The organism is Pseudomonas sp. MF08831, from assembly GCF_059862645.1.
Map to the genome: position 1 here is coordinate 66,368 of NZ_JCBCUX010000018.1, position 15,245 is coordinate 81,612.

The 15,245-nt window shown below is 61.7% G+C and carries 12 protein-coding genes and 1 pseudogene; 8 read left to right on the forward strand and 5 right to left on the reverse strand.

Annotated features, from left to right (window positions below; all coding sequences use genetic code 11):
* Positions 1-243 precede the first annotated feature (243 nt).
* The 4 genes from AC19YS_RS28375 to AC19YS_RS28390 all read left to right on the forward strand — a co-directional run bounded on the left by AC19YS_RS28375 (position 244) and on the right by AC19YS_RS28390 (position 3,703).
* Positions 244-420 carry a hypothetical protein gene (locus tag AC19YS_RS28375; RefSeq protein WP_237266725.1) on the forward strand — a complete coding sequence of 59 codons (177 nt, stop codon included), beginning with the start codon at positions 244-246 and terminating at the stop codon, positions 418-420.
* Between the two features lie 182 nt (positions 421-602).
* Positions 603-1,313 (forward strand): HPP family protein, encoded by a 711-nt coding sequence (locus AC19YS_RS28380; protein ID WP_500603170.1) that lies wholly within the window; start codon positions 603-605, stop codon positions 1,311-1,313.
* A 131-nt stretch (positions 1,314-1,444) separates the two neighbouring features.
* Positions 1,445-2,548: an enoyl-CoA hydratase/isomerase family protein gene (locus tag AC19YS_RS28385; protein ID WP_500603171.1), complete on the forward strand. Its 1,104-nt coding sequence runs from the start codon at positions 1,445-1,447 to the stop codon at positions 2,546-2,548.
* Between the two features lie 3 nt (positions 2,549-2,551).
* Positions 2,552-3,703 carry an acyl-CoA dehydrogenase family protein gene (locus AC19YS_RS28390; protein ID WP_500603172.1) on the forward strand — a complete coding sequence of 384 codons (1,152 nt, stop codon included), beginning with the start codon at positions 2,552-2,554 and terminating at the stop codon, positions 3,701-3,703.
* 315 nt (positions 3,704-4,018) lie between these two features.
* On the opposite strand, the gene AC19YS_RS28395 is transcribed toward AC19YS_RS28390, so the two are convergent.
* Genes AC19YS_RS28395 through AC19YS_RS28415 form a run of 5 tightly spaced genes read right to left on the reverse strand, consistent with a single transcriptional unit; the run spans position 4,019 to position 9,576 of the window.
* Positions 4,019-4,792 (reverse strand): enoyl-CoA hydratase, encoded by a 774-nt coding sequence (locus tag AC19YS_RS28395; protein WP_500603173.1) that lies wholly within the window; start codon positions 4,790-4,792, stop codon positions 4,019-4,021.
* A gap of 11 nt (positions 4,793-4,803) precedes the next feature.
* Entirely contained in the window at positions 4,804-5,931 is a 1,128-nt protein-coding gene (locus AC19YS_RS28400; RefSeq protein ID WP_500603174.1) for an acyl-CoA dehydrogenase, read from the reverse strand.
* Positions 5,932-5,940: 9 nt separating this feature from the next.
* The gene (locus tag AC19YS_RS28405; protein WP_500603175.1) at positions 5,941-7,125 is read right to left on the reverse strand and encodes an acetyl-CoA C-acyltransferase; all 1,185 of its coding nucleotides are present in this window, start codon (positions 7,123-7,125) and stop codon (positions 5,941-5,943) included.
* Positions 7,126-7,137: 12 nt separating this feature from the next.
* Positions 7,138-7,905 (reverse strand): SDR family NAD(P)-dependent oxidoreductase, encoded by a 768-nt coding sequence (locus AC19YS_RS28410; RefSeq protein ID WP_106579192.1) that lies wholly within the window; start codon positions 7,903-7,905, stop codon positions 7,138-7,140.
* A 21-nt stretch (positions 7,906-7,926) separates the two neighbouring features.
* Positions 7,927-9,576, reverse strand: coding sequence for an AMP-binding protein (locus AC19YS_RS28415; RefSeq protein ID WP_500603176.1), 1,650 nt, complete (start codon positions 9,574-9,576; stop codon positions 7,927-7,929).
* Between the two features lie 226 nt (positions 9,577-9,802).
* On the opposite strand from AC19YS_RS28415, the gene AC19YS_RS28420 reads away from it, so the two are divergent.
* The 4 genes and pseudogenes from AC19YS_RS28420 to AC19YS_RS28435 all read left to right on the forward strand — a co-directional run bounded on the left by AC19YS_RS28420 (position 9,803) and on the right by AC19YS_RS28435 (position 15,149).
* Complete coding sequence (locus AC19YS_RS28420; RefSeq protein ID WP_200625233.1) at positions 9,803-10,696, forward strand: bestrophin family protein; 894 nt, start codon at positions 9,803-9,805, stop codon at positions 10,694-10,696.
* A gap of 77 nt (positions 10,697-10,773) precedes the next feature.
* Positions 10,774-11,832: a tetratricopeptide repeat protein gene (locus AC19YS_RS28425; protein ID WP_119740345.1), complete on the forward strand. Its 1,059-nt coding sequence runs from the start codon at positions 10,774-10,776 to the stop codon at positions 11,830-11,832.
* A gap of 143 nt (positions 11,833-11,975) precedes the next feature.
* Positions 11,976-13,482: pseudogene (locus AC19YS_RS28430) on the forward strand (ATPase domain-containing protein).
* 44 nt (positions 13,483-13,526) lie between these two features.
* Complete coding sequence (locus AC19YS_RS28435) at positions 13,527-15,149, forward strand: ATP-binding protein (protein ID WP_500603213.1); 1,623 nt, start codon at positions 13,527-13,529, stop codon at positions 15,147-15,149.
* Positions 15,150-15,245 lie beyond the last annotated feature (96 nt).

Genomic DNA, 15,245 nt, shown 5'->3' on the forward strand with positions numbered 1-15,245 from the left:
CTATGCGTAACGGCTGGTGCACTTTGTCTTCCGGCGCCTGGAACCCAAATGTAGACTCGTTTGCCAGGTGCGGTAACCCATTCCGGCCCCAACGTCTGGCTTATCTCACCAGCCCGAGGCTGGCGCACCCTGGATAACAAGAACGCAGTAGGCCTGCCCATACACACGGCGGTTTACGCATACGAGGGCAATGCCGTGGCGCAAGATCCGATGTCAATTCCCGTGCCGAGGCTGGATCGGTTGATGGCACTGCGCGACGCCCTGGTGGCGTTGAAGGGGCCACTGGCCAGCGACCTGACGCTGCAGGAAAACCTGCAAAGACAGCTATTCAATGAAGAGACCGACAGGCGCGTATTGGGCCATGTCAGCCCACCCTTTGCGCAGATGACGCGCCTGATTCCTTTCGGCGAAGTCATTTGAACGCGCTTAAAACAATTTGATTTCAATAAACTTGCACTCAACCCTCATTAATATGCAGTGGAGCCCTTGAGCAAAGATCGGCACACTGTGCAGGTTCCTCCCCCAAACGTTGGAACTTTCAAGGGCTTTTCCGGGCAACCAGACAAGCCTTTTTTTTCGCCCGCAATTTCAGGACCGCTTTAATGCTTACCCGTTGGTTACCTGCTGCAATCAATACCCGCCCTGCTGAATGGAGCCGTGCAGCGATCGGCATGGCCCTGGGCACGCTGTTCAGTGTTTGGGTGTGCGCCCAAGTGTTTGGCATGGAGGTCGCGCTGCACCTGCTCGGCCCGCTCGGTGCCTCGGCTGTGTTGCTGTTTGCGGTGTCTTCCGGCGCGCTGGCCCAACCCTGGTCGATCATCGGCAGCTATTTGTGCGCGGGTGTTGTTGCCCTGCTGGTTGCCCGCGTATTGGGGCGTACGCTGGGCAGCGCATGCCTGGCGGCGGGCATGACCGTTATCCTGATTTGCTGGCTGCGCTGCCTGCACCCGCCGGCCGGTGGCCTGGCAATGACGTTGGTACTGGCAGACCCGGCCTCCGTGGCCCTTGGGTGGCAGGTGCTGGCGCCGGTCATGCTGGGCGCGGGTGCGCTGCTGGCGTGTGCACTGGCGTATAACAACGCCACGCGCACGCGCTATCCCAGGGGTGCGGTCGAGTCACCGGCAGCGGTCATGGGCAATACGGCGTCCGCAACAGACCCGGCCATCACGGCGGCCGACTTGAAACGGGCGCTGGCCGAGATGGAGCAGTTTTACGATGTGCAACCGAGCGAACTCGAACAGTTGATCCATGCCGCAGAAGGCCATGCGCGACGCCGCAGCATCGGCGAAGTACTGGCCCGCCGCGCCGCCTGAGCCTGCGTGCATAAATGCAAAAACGACCTGCAGGATTCCGGGTTGTACTGGGCAAATTTGCACTGGTACGATCGCGAGAAGGTTCGTCCGCGAACATCTTGATAAAGAACAATAAAAGCAGGGAGTTACAGATGACTGCTCAGGTTTCATCCGAAGCAAGCCGCGCCGAAATTCTTCAGGACGAAGTGCTGGCCGACGTTCGCAACCACATCGGCCACCTCACCCTCAATCGTCCCGCTGGCTTGAACGCCATCACCCTGGACATGGTTCGCAGCCTGACGGCGCAGTTACAGGCCTGGGCGGATGACCCGCAGGTCTACGCCGTGGTGCTGCGCGGTGCTGGCGAAAAGGCCTTCTGCGCCGGGGGCGACATCCGTTCGCTGTACGACAGTTTCAAGAACGGCGACAGCCTGCACGCCGACTTTTTTGTCGAGGAGTACGCCCTCGATCTGGCCATCCACCATTACCGCAAACCCGTCCTGGCGCTGATGGACGGGTTCGTTCTCGGCGGCGGCATGGGCCTGGTGCAAGGCGCTGATCTGCGCGTGGTCACCGAGCGCAGCCGCCTGGCGATGCCGGAAACGGCCATTGGTTATTTCCCGGATGTGGGCGGAAGCTACTTCCTGCCGCGCATACCCGGCGAGTTGGGGATTTACCTGGGCGTCACCGGCGTACAGATTCGCGCGGCCGACGCGTTGTATTGCGGGCTGGCGGACTGGTACCTCGAAAGCTCCCGGCTCGCCGACCTGGACCAGAAACTCGACCGCCTGCAATGGCAGGACTCGCCGCTCAAAGACCTGCAAGGCGTACTCGCCAAACTGGCTGTGCAGCAATTGCCCGACGCGCCGCTGGCAGCATTGCGCCCGGCCATCGACCATTTCTTCGCCCTGCCGGACGTGCCAAGCATCGTCGAGCAGTTGCAGCAAGTCACCGTCGCCGACTCCCATGAGTGGGCGCTGAACACCGTCGCGCTGATGCAGACCCGTTCTCCGCTGGCGATGGCCGTCACCCTGCAAATGCTGCGCCTGGGCCGCCGCCTGCCGCTGGAACAGTGCTTCGCGCTGGAATTGCACCTGGATCGCCAGTGGTTCGAGCGCGGCGACCTGATCGAAGGGGTACGCGCGTTGATCATCGACAAGGACAAAACGCCGCGCTGGCGCCCAGCCACGATCCACGACCTGAACGCCACCCATGTGGAGAGCTTCTTCCACGACTTCAAGCAGTTTGGGAGATAAGCCATGCAAGATATTGAATACACTGAAGAACAAGTAATGATTCGTGACATGGCACACGACTTTGCCCGCGGTGAAATCGCGCCCCATGCCCAAGCGTGGGAGAAAGCCGGCTGGATCGATGATGCCCTGGTCGCCAAGATGGGCGAACTGGGCCTGCTGGGGATGGTGGTGCCCGAAGAATGGGGTGGCACCTATGTCGATTACGTCGCCTACGCCCTGGCGGTTGAAGAGATCTCGGCCGGCGACGGCGCCACCGGTGCGCTGATGAGTATCCACAATTCAGTCGGTTGCGGGCCAATCCTCAACTACGGCACACAAGCGCAGAAAGAAGCCTGGCTGCCCGACCTTGCCAGTGGCCAGGCCATCGGCTGTTTTTGCCTGACCGAACCCCAGGCAGGTTCCGAAGCCCATAACCTGCGCACACGTGCCGAACTGCGCGATGGCCAGTGGGTGATCAATGGCGCCAAGCAGTTTGTCAGCAACGGTAAACGCGCCAAGCTGGCCATTGTGTTTGCGGTGACGGATCCGGACTTGGGCAAAAAAGGCATTTCCGCGTTCCTGGTGCCCACCAATACGCCAGGGTTTGTGGTTGACCGCACAGAACACAAGATGGGCATTCGCGCGTCGGATACCTGCGCCGTCACCCTCAACCAATGCACGGTGCCTGAAGCCAATTTGCTCGGTGAGCGTGGCAAAGGCCTGGCTATCGCCCTGTCCAACCTCGAGGGCGGGCGCATCGGCATTGCTGCCCAGGCCCTGGGCATCGCCCGCGCGGCCTTTGAGGCGGCGCTGGCGTATGCGCGCGATCGCGTGCAGTTCAACCAGGCGATTATCGAGCACCAGAGTGTCGCTAACCTGCTGGCCGACATGCAAACCCGCCTGAATGCCGCACGGTTGCTGATCCTGCACGCCGCGCGCTTGCGCAGTGCCGGCAAACCGTGCCTGTCGGAAGCGTCCCAGGCCAAGCTGTTCGCCTCGGAAATGGCCGAGAAGGTCTGCTCCTCAGCGATGCAGATTCACGGTGGGTATGGGTATCTGGAAGATTATCCGGTGGAGCGTTACTACCGGGATGCGCGAATCACGCAGATTTACGAGGGCACGAGCGAGATTCAGCGGATGGTGATCGCGCGCGAGCTGAAGAACTACCAGCTCTAAGCTAAACAGGCTGTGCAGGCGCTCGCTTGCCAGCGATGCAGGCACCTCGGTTCACCTGCTGGACCGAAGTGCAGCTATTGCAGGCAAGCCAGCTCCCACAACTTGATCGGTGATGACGTTGCAATCGGCGAACGTGTTCGCCTGATTGCCAGCGTATTCAAGCGCTGCCCACGCTAACTAATACGCTGCAAAACCAATATGGGAGCGGGCTTGCCCGCGAATACGGCGTATCGGTCAGCGAATGTATCGACTGATCCAGCGCATTCGCGAGCAAGCCCGCTCCCACACGTTGCGTTCCAGCAGTCCTGAAGCCGGTTACTTATCGTTGAAATCGGGCGCACGCTTGGCCACAAACGCCGCCATCCCTTCCTTCTGATCCTGCGTTGCAAACGCCGCATGGAACACCCGGCGCTCAAAGCGCACGCCTTCGGAGAGGCTCACTTCAAACGCGCGGTTCACGCTTTCCTTGACCATCATGCTGATCGGCACGGATTTGCCGGCGATCAGCGTCGCCACCTTCAGTGCCTCTTCCAGCAGCTCATCCGCCGGCACGATACGCGCCACAATCCCGCAACGCTCGGCTTCCACCGCATCGATAAAACGCCCGGTCAGGCACATTTCCATGGCCTTGGCCTTGCCCACCGCGCGGGTCAGGCGCTGGGTGCCGCCCATGCCCGGCAGCACGCCGAGGTTGATTTCCGGCTGGCCGAACTTGGCGCCGTCGCCCGCGAGGATGAAGTCGCACATCAACGCCAGTTCACAGCCGCCGCCCAAGGCAAAGCCGTTGACGGCGGCAATGATCGGCTTGCGCCGGTTGGCTACGCGGTCGCTGTCGCTGAACAGGTCGTCCAGGTAAATCTGAGGGTAGGTCAGCTCGGCCATTTCCTTGATGTCGGCACCGGCGGCGAAGGCTTTTTTCGAGCCGGTCAGCACGATGCAGCCGATATGCGGGTTGGCCTCCAGGCTGTCCAGCGCCTGGTTCAACTCGCTGACCAGTTGCGCATTCAAGGCGTTAAGGGCTTGCGGGCGATTGAGGGTAATCAGCCCGACGCGGCCCTGGACCTCGAGCAAAATGGTTTCGTAACTCATGGAATGGCTCCTTAAAGATTGCGTGAGATGACCATGCGCTGGATATCGCTGGTGCCTTCGTAAATCTGGCAGACCCGCACATCGCGGTAGATCCGCTCCAAGGGAAAGTCGCTCAGGTAACCGTAACCGCCCAAGGTTTGCAAGGCGGCCGAGCAGACTTTTTCGGCCATTTCCGAGGCGAACAGCTTGGCCATCGAAGCCTCGACCAAGGCTGGCTTGCCGCTGTCGCGCAGGGCGGCGGCGTAATGCACCATCTGCCGAGCGACGGCAATTTGCGTGGCCATGTCTGCCAGGCGAAACGCCACGGCCTGGTGTTCGATCAAGGTTTTGCCGAAGCTTTCGCGCTCGCGTGCATAGTCACGTGCGGCTTCAAATGCCGCACGCGCCATGCCCACCGATTGCGAAGCGATGCCGACGCGGCCGCCTTCAAGGTTGGCCAGGGCGATCTTGTAGCCTTCACCCTCCTCGCCCAATCGGTTGGCGACCGGCACCTTCACGTCTTCAAACAGAATCTGGCAGGTGTCGGACGCATGCTGGCCGAGCTTGTCTTCGACCCGTGCGACGGTGTAACCCGGTGAGTCGGTGGGCACGATAAACGCGCTGATCCCGCGCTTGCCGGCGGCCGGGTCGGTGACCGCAAACACAATCACGATCCCGGCGTTTTGCCCGGAGGTGATGAACTGTTTGCAGCCATTGAGCACGTAGTGATCGCCGTCCAGGCGCGCGCGGGTTTTCAGGCTGCTGGCATCGGAACCGGCCTGCGGTTCGGTCAGCGCAAAGGCGCCGAGCATGGCACCGCTGGCCAGCGGCGTGAGGAACTGTTCTTTCTGCTGATCGTTGCCGAATTTCAGAATCGGCACGCAGCCCACCGAGTTGTGCACGCTCATGATGGTCGAGCACGCGCCGTCACCGGCGGCGATTTCCTCCAGGGCCATCGCATAGGCCAGGTAGCCGGTGTCGCAACCGCCCCACTGTTCGGGTACCAGCATGCCGAAAAAGCCCAGTTCGGCCATTTCGCCGATGGCTTGCCTGGGAAAGCGGTGCTCGCGGTCCCACTCGGCAGCGAACGGTTTCAAGCGCTCCTGGGCAAATTGCCGGGCCGCGTCGCTGATTTGCAGTTGTTCGTCATTGGGCAGCATAAAAAGTCCTTAATACACGCATTCGACGGCCATGGCCGTGGCTTCACCGCCGCCGATACAAATGGCCGCAACGCCGCGCTTGAGGCCTTTCTGGCGCAGCGCCGAGAGCAAGGTCACCAGAATGCGCGCGCCCGAAGCGCCGATCGGATGCCCCAGCGCGCAGGCGCCGCCGTGGATGTTGACCTTGCTGTGGGGGATTTCCAGCTTGCTCATGGTCACCAGGCTGACCACCGCAAAGGCTTCGTTGATCTCGAACAAATCCACTTCGCCAAGGTGCCAGCCGGTCTTGCTCATCAGCTTGCGAATCGCCCCCACCGGTGCCACCGGGAACAGCCCCGGCTCGTCGGCGAACGCCGCGTGCCCATGGATGATTGCCAGCGGTTTGAGCCCACGCTTTTGCGCGTCGGACTGACGCATCAGCAGCAGCGCCGCCGCGCCGTCGGAGATCGAACTGGAGTTGGCCGCCGTCACCGTACCGCCTTCGCGGAAAGCCGGTTTCAGGCTGGCGATCTTGTCCAGCTTGGCTTTGGGGGGCTGTTCGTCATGCAGGATGGTTTTTTGCTCTTTACCGACGGTGACCTGCACCGGGACGATTTCGGCGGCGAAGCTGCCGTGGGTGATCGACTCCTGGGCACGGTTCAGCGAGGCAATGGCGAAGGCGTCCTGGGCTTCACGGGTAAAGCCGTTGTGCTCAGCACAGTCTTCGGCAAAGGTGCCCATCAGGCGGCCCTTGTCGTAGGCGTCTTCAAGGCCGTCGAGAAACATGTGGTCGAGGACCTTGCCGTGGCCCATGCGGTAGCCACTGCGCGCGCGGTCCAGCAGGTACGGCGCGTTGGACATGCTCTCCATGCCACCGGCCACCACCACCTCGACACTGCCGGCCAGCAGCGAGTCGTGGGCAAGAATGGTCGCCTCCATGCCCGAACCACACATTTTGTTCAGCGTGGTGCAGCGCGTGGCCTTGTCCAGCCCGGCGCCCAGCGCCGCCTGACGCGCAGGCGCCTGGCCGAGGCCTGCGGGCAATACGCAGCCGAACAGCACTTCATCCACCGCGTCCGGGGCGATGCCGGCGCGTTCGACGGCGGCGCGAATCGCGGCGGCACCCAGTTGCGGCGCAGTCAGGCCCTTGAGGTCGCCCTGGAACCCGCCCATGGGCGTGCGGACGGCGCTGACGATAACAATCGGATCGTGCATGAAAAATTCTCCTTACTTGGCGGCCATGCGCAAGGCGCCGTCGAGACGGATGACCTCGCCATTGAGCATGCTGTTTTCAATGATGTGCCGCACCAGCGCGGCGTACTCGGCCGGTTTGCCCAGGCGTGGCGGGAATGGCACGCCGGCGGCCAGGGAATCGCGCACCTCTGGGGTCATGCCGGCCATCATCGGCGTTTCGAAAATGCCTGGGGCGATGGTCATGACCCGGATGCCAAAGCGCGCCAGTTCGCGGGCAGCCGGCAGCGTCAGGCTGGCGATGGCGCCTTTGGACGCGGCATACGCCGCCTGGCCGATCTGCCCGTCAAAGGCGGCCACCGACGCGGTATTGATGATCACGCCACGCTCGCCGTCGGCATTCGCCTCGGTTTCAGCGATGGCGGCGGCGGCCAGGCGCAGCAGGTTGAAGCTGCCGATCAGGTTGACGTTGATCACTTGGGCAAAGCTTGCCAGCGCATGCGGGCCGTTCTTGCCAAGGATTTTCTCGCCACGCACCACACCGGCGCAGTTCACCAGCCCATGCAAACCGCCGAACGCGGCGACGGTGGCTTGCACGGCCGCTTCGGCAGCGGCTTCCTGGCTGATGTCCGCCACGGCGCTGCGGGCGTTATCGCCCAACTGCCGGGCCTTGGCCGCGACGGCTTCGGCGTTGAGGTCCACCAGCATCACCTTGGCACCGGCGGCTACCAGCATCTCAGCGGTGGCCGCGCCGAGGCCCGAAGCGCCGCCGCTGACCAGGAATACCTTGTTTTCAATCTGCATCTTTAGTTCCTTTGAAAGGGATCACGCCAAGGCTGCTTGAGCCTTGGCGATTTCCTGATTACGCAAAATAAAACGTTGCAGCTTGCCGCTCGGGGTTTTCGGCAAGTCGCTGGCAAATTCGATTTCTCGCGGGTAGGCATGCGCGGCGAGGCGCTTGCGCACGTGCAGGCGCAGCTCTTCGGCCAGTTCAGGCGTAGCGCGGTATTGCTCGTTGAGCACCACAAAGGCTTTCACCAGCTCGGTGCGTTCCGGGCAGGGCTTGCCGACCACCGCGGCTTCGACCACGGCCGGGTGCTCGACCAGGGCACTTTCCACGTCGAAGGGGCCGACGCGGTAGCCAGAGGTGGTGATCACGTCATCACTGCGCCCGACAAAACTGATGCTGCCGTCCGGGTTCAGCTCCACGGTGTCGCCGCTGAGGTAGTACTTGCCGACAAAGGCCTTGGTCTTCACGCCGTCGTAACCAGCGAACCAGCACATCGGCGACTGTTCGCGGTCAATGGCGAGAATGCCCGGCTGACCGGCGGGCAGTTCCTGATGGTTGTCATCGAGCACCACGATGCGGTGCCCCGGCGAGGCAAAGCCGGCTGAGCCAACATGCACCGGATGCGCCAGGCCATGGTGGTTGCACAGCACCATGCCCAGTTCGGTCTGGCCATAGTGGTCGTGGATGGTCACGCCCAGGTTCTCGGCGAACCAGCGGATCACTTCCGGGTTCAGGGGTTCGCCGGCGCTGCTGACAATGCGCAGTTTGCCCTTGATCGCGCGGGCGAACTGCTCACCGCCGGCAATCAGCAGGCGGTACGCGGTCGGTGAGCCCGTCAGGTTGGTGATGCCGTACTTGTTGATCACCCGGCAGGTGCTCTCCAGGGTGAACGGCCCATCGTAAAAGGTGATCGGGTGGCCCATGGACAACGGCCCGGTCACGCCAAAATAGATGCCGTAAGCCCAACCCGGGTCGGCAACGTTCCAGAACGCGTCTTCGGGGCGAAGGTCTACTGCGTCGCGGGTGTAGCGCTCAAAGGCAACGATGGCCTTGAGCGGCACCGACAGGGCTTTCGACGGGCCGGTGGTGCCCGAGGTGAACATCAGCAAAAACGGCGCGTCACCGTCCAGCATCACCGGCTCGCAGGCGTTGGAATAATTCGGCAGTTCGGCCCAGAAGCTGTAGTCGCCGCGCACAATGCCTTCGCCCCTGGCCCCGGCGACAGTGACGATGGTCGGGCAACCTTCCACGTCCGCAAGCTTGGGCCGGTTCACCGCGTCGGTGACCACCAGTGCGGCGCCCGAACTGCTCAAGCGATGTTCAATGGCCTTGGGCCCGAAAGCGGTAAACAGCGGCTGATAGACCGCGCCGATGCGCCACGTGGCGAACACCACCACCAGCAATTCTGCGGTGCGCGGCAGCAGGCCGGCCACCTTGTCGCCGCGTTTGACGCCCTGGGCCAGGAGGAAATTGGCGAAGCGGGCGGCCTGGTCCTGCAAGTCTGTGAAGGTGGACGTGGCGCTGCGCCCGTCCTTGCCTTCCCAGAACAGCGCGATGCGGCCCGGCAGCGCATGCCGATCGCAGCATTCCACGCAGGCATTGAGCGCCTGCAGGTTGCCGGCAAGTGCGGCGTCGACGGTGTGCTGGTAATCAAACTCGGTAGTGGCAGCCAAATACTCACGCATCGTTTCAAATCCTTGTGGTTTTTATTTTCAGGACGCTTTTGAACACGTAAACCGTGGAAATAGTCGCTCTGCAGCGTTACAGCAGCAATGGTCAAAGCCTTCAACTTGGCTGACTGGTTTGGCCAATCATTGAGCGCGCTGATCAGCCGGTCAGTTCAAGTGACTGGACGCCCGCCACGGTTGCTTCTAACCTTGGGGCCTGCGCCACCAAAAAAGCCTCCCTGCAATGATCGTTCGTCCCAAACCCAACCTCCTGGGCATCCTGTTTTCCCTCAAGGGCTCGATTGCCAAGCGCATCGCGCTGCGCAGCCTGCTGGTGACCTTGCTGGCCTCGGTGATCGTGCTGGTTGAAACCTTGCACCCGGCGTATTTTTCCAAGGTCAACGCCACGCCGTTCACCTTGCTGGGCTTGTCGTTGTCGATCTTCATGAGCTTTCGCAACAACGCCTGCTATGACCGCTGGTGGGAAGGCCGCAAGCAGCTGGGGCAAATGATCATCGATGTGCGCTCACTGATCCGCGAAACCCAGGTGCTGACTGATCCGGCTGAGCGCAGTGGGCTACTGCGCGGTTTGTGCGGCTTTGCCCATGGCCTGATTGCGCGCCTGCGCCATGAAGACGAGGCAGGCGCCATCACGCCGTGGATCGGCGTTGATCGCGCGCACCCAAATCTTCCAGACGCTGTGCTGCAACAACTGGGCGCGCGCTTTTCCGGGCTGGCCGAGCAAGGCGTCATCAGCGAATGGCGCTACATCCAGCTGGAAACCCGACTGGTCAGCCTCAGCCAGGTGCAGGCGTCGTGCGAGCGGATCAAGCACACGCCGCTGCCCTTCCCTTACACGCTGCTGTTGCACCGCACCATCTACCTGTTCTGCATTCTGCTGCCGTTTGCCATGGCCGAGCCGCTGGGCTGGCTGACGCCGGTGTTCACCGCCATCGTCAGCTACACCTTCTTTGGCCTGGATGAAATCGGCGGCGACCTGGAAGACCCGTTCGGTTTTGATGAAAATGACCTGCCGTGCAATGCCATCGTGCGCACGTTGGAGCGCGAGATTCTTGCCGCTCTGGGCGAAAGCGACTTGCCGCCGGCCCTGGAACCCATTGAATACGTGCTGAGCTGATGCGGGTTTGACACTCGCCGTGGTCTGACCGAAGCTGATGGCTTTGCACTAGCTGCCACCAGCTTTTGGACGCCTGCATGTCAAAGTCACGCCGTTACTCCATCATCGGCCTGTGCGCCCTGTTGTTGATTGTGTTGCTCACCTGGTTTTTCTCCCGCCCTACCCCGGTGGCCGTGCCGCCGGCGATTGCCCATGGTTACGCCAAAGCCTTGAAGCAGGCGCATAACGGCGAACCCGGCGCCGCGCGCGTGCTGTACCAACAGCTCGGCCGGCCGGACCTGTCGCCTGAACGTCGCGCTGCCTTGCACGCCGAGTTGCCCAACTACCCAAGCCCGCAGGCACTGAAGCTCGCCGACAAAGACCTGGCCAATGATTCGCCAGTGGTGCGTGAGGCGGCGATCCACAGCATTGTCGGCCTGGTGCCCAGCGGTCAACGCGTCTTGTTGCTGGGGCCGGTGCTCGACGATTCCGAACAGGCGGTGCGCTTTGCTGCTGCCAATGCCTTGCTCGGTCTGTCGCCGGACACCCTGGGGCTGTACTTCGGGCCGTTGCAGCAAGTGCTCGATGAGTTCGTGAAGACTCTCAAAAGTGAGCCGGAAACGGCCGAAAGCTGGATTCAACTGGCGCGCCTCTACATCCATAGTGCGCTGCTGCCAGACGCCCAAAATGCCCTCGAACAGGCCATGCGCTTGCAACCGGACAACCTGCAGGCGGTGGTCGCGCAAATCGAACTGCTGGACAAACAAGGCAAGACCGATGAGTCGCGGCAACTGCTGGCACGTCAGTTGGCGGCTCACCCCGACTCGGCTTACCTGCAGCATGCGCTGGGCATGTGGCTGTTGCACCATGGCGAGCGCCCGTACGCCCTGCTCGGCCTGTCCAAAGCGGTAGAGCTTGAACCGGACAATCAGGATTACCGTTACGACCTCGCCACGACCCTGCACGCCCAGGAAGAGTTGGAAGCCGCCCAGCGTCAGCTGGAAGACATCATTCAGCGCCATCCGGCCAACCGCAAGGCGCGGGTGTTGCTGGTCAATTACTGGAAAGAAAGCGGCCAGCTGCAAAACGTGCAGGTATTGCTGGCGCAACTTGAGCAACAGAACCCGGATGACCCGGCGTTGCAGCAAGGCCTGTAGGGCATTGCAAAAAGTTGTAATCCATACCCAGGCTTGTACAATTTTCGCGAAACGTTGAACCGCCACGGGCCTCCACGGTCAAGTGAATATGGCGCGCCCGAGGCGGCGCGCTCCTCTATTTGTACGTGACCTGAGGGCACTTCTTGTCTACATCCAACGAGCTGTTCAGTGAAAAGGCGGCCACCGGCATCGAAGGTCTTGATGACATTCTTTCTTTCCGGGGGGTTATCGCGCAGCCACCTGTTCCTGCTGGAAGGCGAACCCGGCACGGGCAAAACCACCATTGCGCTGCATTTTTTGCAGGCCGGCGCGAAAAACGGTGAACGTTCGCTGTACATCACCCTCTCCGAAACCGAGCGCGAATTGCGCCAGGGCGCCAAGTCCCATGGCTGGGACCTGGATGACAATATCCACATCTTCGAGCTGACCCCGCCAGAGAGCCTGCTCGACGCCAACCATCAGCAAAGCCTGCTGTACTCCTCCGACCTGGAGCTGGGCGAAGCCACACGGCAAATTTTTGAAGTGGTGGAGCGGGTCAAACCGACCCGCGTGGTCATCGACAGCCTTTCGGAGATCCGTCTGCTCGCGCAAAGCTCCCTGCGTTATCGCCGGCAGATCCTGGCAATCAAGCATTACTTCGTGCGCTACGACGCCACCGTGCTGCTGCTGGACGACCTGACCACCGAATCGCTGGATAAAACCGTACACAGCGTGGCCCACGGCGTGATTCGCCTGGAAGAACTGACGCCCAATTACGGCGCCGAACGCCGCCGCGTGCGGGTGGTGAAATACCGCGGGCAAAAATACCGTGGCGGCTTTCATGACTTCACCATCATGGGCGACGGCGTGCATGTGTTCCCGCGGCTGGTCGCCGCCGAGCATCGCGGCGGGTATGTCCGCCAGACCCTGAGCAGCGGCATTGTCGAACTGGACAGGCTGATGGGCGGCGGCGTCGAAACCGGCTCCAGCAGCTTGATTCTTGGCCCTGCGGGCACCGGTAAATCCCTGATTTCCATGATCTTCGCCGCAGCGGCTGTAGCCCGTGGCGAGAAAGCTGCGCTGTTTATCTTCGACGAAGAACTGGGTTTGTTGTTCGAACGCATGAAAAACATGGGCATCGACCTCGCTGCCCTGCAGGACACCGGCAACCTGCTGATCGAACAGGTGGACGCGGCCGAGTTGTCGCCCGGCGAGTTCTCGCACCGAGTGCGCCGTTGTGTTGACGAGCGCGGGATCAAAACCGTGGTCATCGACAGCATCAACGGCTATCAGGCGGCGATGCCGGAAGAAAACGCACTGATCCTGCACATGCATGAGCTGTTGCTGTACCTCAATCGCCGGGGAGCTGCCACGTTCATGACCGTCGCCCAGCACGGGCTGGTCGGTGACATGCAAGCCCCTGTCGACATTACGTACCTGGCCGATACCGTGATTTTGCTGCGTTACTTCGAAGCACTGGGCAAGGTACGCCGGGCCATCTCGATCATCAAAAAGCGCACCGGTTCGCATGAGTCGACCATTCGCGAGTACCGCATTGGCAGCCGTGGCATGACGGTGGGCGAGCCGCTCGACAACTTCCAGGGCGTGCTGCGCGGCATCCCGACTTTCAACGGCAGCGGCTCACCCTTGCTCAAGGAAGAGGGATCGTGATCGGCGTTTCTCCTGCCTCCGAGCGCGCAATTATCCTCGCGCCGATGGGCCGCGACGGCTCATTGGCGCTGATGATGCTGAACGAAGCTGGCTACAGCGGCATTGTTGCCAGCAACCTGGCCGATTTGTGCGAATTGCTCGAAGACGGCGCCGGCTTATTGGTAATTGCGGCGGAGGCGTTGCGCGGGGTTGACCTGGAGCCATTGCTGAAGCATCTGCATCAGCAGCCGGCATGGTCGGACTTGCCGATTGTGCTGATGACTCATCACGGCGGCAGCGAGCAGAATGGTTCGTCGCACTTGAGCGGGCTGCTGGGCAACGTGACCTTCCTCGAACGCCCCTTCCATCCCATCACCTTGATCAGCCTTGTGAGCGCAGCCCTGCGTGGCCGGCGCCGGCAATATGACGCCCGCGACCGCTTGATTGACTTGAGTGAAAGCGAGCTGCGCCTGCAACGCACCATGGAAACCCTCGAGCAGCAAGTCGAGGAGCGCACGGCGCAACTGCGCAGCAATGAAGAAGCCTTGCGCCAATCGCAGAAAATGGAAGCCGTAGGTCAGTTGACCGGCGGCATCGCGCATGACTTCAACAACATGCTCACCGGGATTATCGGCAGCTTGGAGCTGCTGCGACGGCGCATTGCGCGCGGCAAGCTCGATGACCTGGACGGCCTTATCGACCTGGGCGTGACCTCGGCCAACCGCGCGGCCGGCCTGACCCATCGCCTGTTGGCGTTTTCCCGTCGCCAATCGCTGGATTCCAAGCCTGTGGAGATCAACCAACTGGTGACCTCCATGGGTGAGCTGCTGCAACGCAGCATCAATGAAAGCATTGCCCTCGACAAGCGCCTCCACAGTCAGCTCTGGACTGCCGAAGCTGATCCCAATCAGCTCGAAAGCGCCCTGCTCAACCTGGTAATCAACGCGCGGGACGCCATGCCGGGCGGCGGCAAGTTAGTGGTTGAAACCACCAACCGCCACCTGGACAACGTGTTCACTGCGGCCTACGGCACCTTGAAGCCCGGCGACTATGTCGAGCTGAGCGTCAGCGACACCGGCTGCGGCATTCCAGAACACCTGATGGGCCGCGTGTTCGATCCATTTTTTACCACCAAGCCGATTGGCCAGGGCACCGGCCTCGGCTTATCGATGATCTACGGCTTTGCCCGCCAGTCCCATGGCCACGTCACCCTCCACAGCGAAGTGGGCAAAGGCACCACGGTGAGCCTGTTCCTGCCGCGTTTTGTCGGTGAACTGCAGGCGCCAGAACACGTCAATCCCGCTTTGGCGCCCTATGCCAATGCGGGTGAAACGGTATTGATCGTCGAGGATGACCCGGCAGTACGCGTGTTGGTCAGCGCCGTGCTCAACGAGTTGGGCTATGCCTTCGTCGAGGCCGCTGATGCGGACACGGCGCTGCCGATCATCGAATCCGACCAGCGTATCGACTTGCTCATCAGCGACGTGGGCCTGCCGGGCATGAACGGCCGGCAAATGGCGGAAATTGGTCGGCAGATTCGCCCTCAGCTCAAGGTCCTGTTCATCACCGGTTATGCCGAACACGCGGCGGTGCGCGGCGGCTTCCTCGATCCTGGGATGCAGTTGATCACCAAGCCATTCACCTTTGATTTGTTGACGGCGAAGGTGCGGGAAATGATTCAGGCGTGAGGTAGTTGCTGCACGTTACCGCAATATCTGGTGGCTGACAGGCTGGAACCGGCGTTGAGGGATCGGACACGAAGTTTCAAATCGCGACGCATGAAA

Bases quoted from the DNA above. Each gene is read 5' to 3' on its own strand.
- AC19YS_RS28385 (WP_500603171.1), top strand. From the start codon at position 1,445: ATGACTGCTCAGGTTTCATCCGAAGCAAGCCGCGCCGAAATTCTTCAG.
- AC19YS_RS28380 (WP_500603170.1), top strand. From the start codon at position 603: ATGCTTACCCGTTGGTTACCTGCTGCAATCAATACCCGCCCTGCTGAA.
- AC19YS_RS28425 (WP_119740345.1), top strand. From the start codon at position 10,774: ATGTCAAAGTCACGCCGTTACTCCATCATCGGCCTGTGCGCCCTGTTG.
- AC19YS_RS28420 (WP_200625233.1), top strand. From the start codon at position 9,803: ATGATCGTTCGTCCCAAACCCAACCTCCTGGGCATCCTGTTTTCCCTC.
- AC19YS_RS28410 (WP_106579192.1), bottom strand. From the start codon at position 7,905: ATGCAGATTGAAAACAAGGTATTCCTGGTCAGCGGCGGCGCTTCGGGC.
- AC19YS_RS28375 (WP_237266725.1), top strand. From the start codon at position 244: ATGGCACTGCGCGACGCCCTGGTGGCGTTGAAGGGGCCACTGGCCAGC.
- AC19YS_RS28390 (WP_500603172.1), top strand. From the start codon at position 2,552: ATGCAAGATATTGAATACACTGAAGAACAAGTAATGATTCGTGACATG.
- AC19YS_RS28405 (WP_500603175.1), bottom strand. From the start codon at position 7,125: ATGCACGATCCGATTGTTATCGTCAGCGCCGTCCGCACGCCCATGGGC.
- AC19YS_RS28435 (WP_500603213.1), top strand. From the start codon at position 13,527: ATGGGCCGCGACGGCTCATTGGCGCTGATGATGCTGAACGAAGCTGGC.
- AC19YS_RS28395 (WP_500603173.1), bottom strand. From the start codon at position 4,792: ATGAGTTACGAAACCATTTTGCTCGAGGTCCAGGGCCGCGTCGGGCTG.
- AC19YS_RS28400 (WP_500603174.1), bottom strand. From the start codon at position 5,931: ATGCTGCCCAATGACGAACAACTGCAAATCAGCGACGCGGCCCGGCAA.
- AC19YS_RS28415 (WP_500603176.1), bottom strand. From the start codon at position 9,576: ATGCGTGAGTATTTGGCTGCCACTACCGAGTTTGATTACCAGCACACC.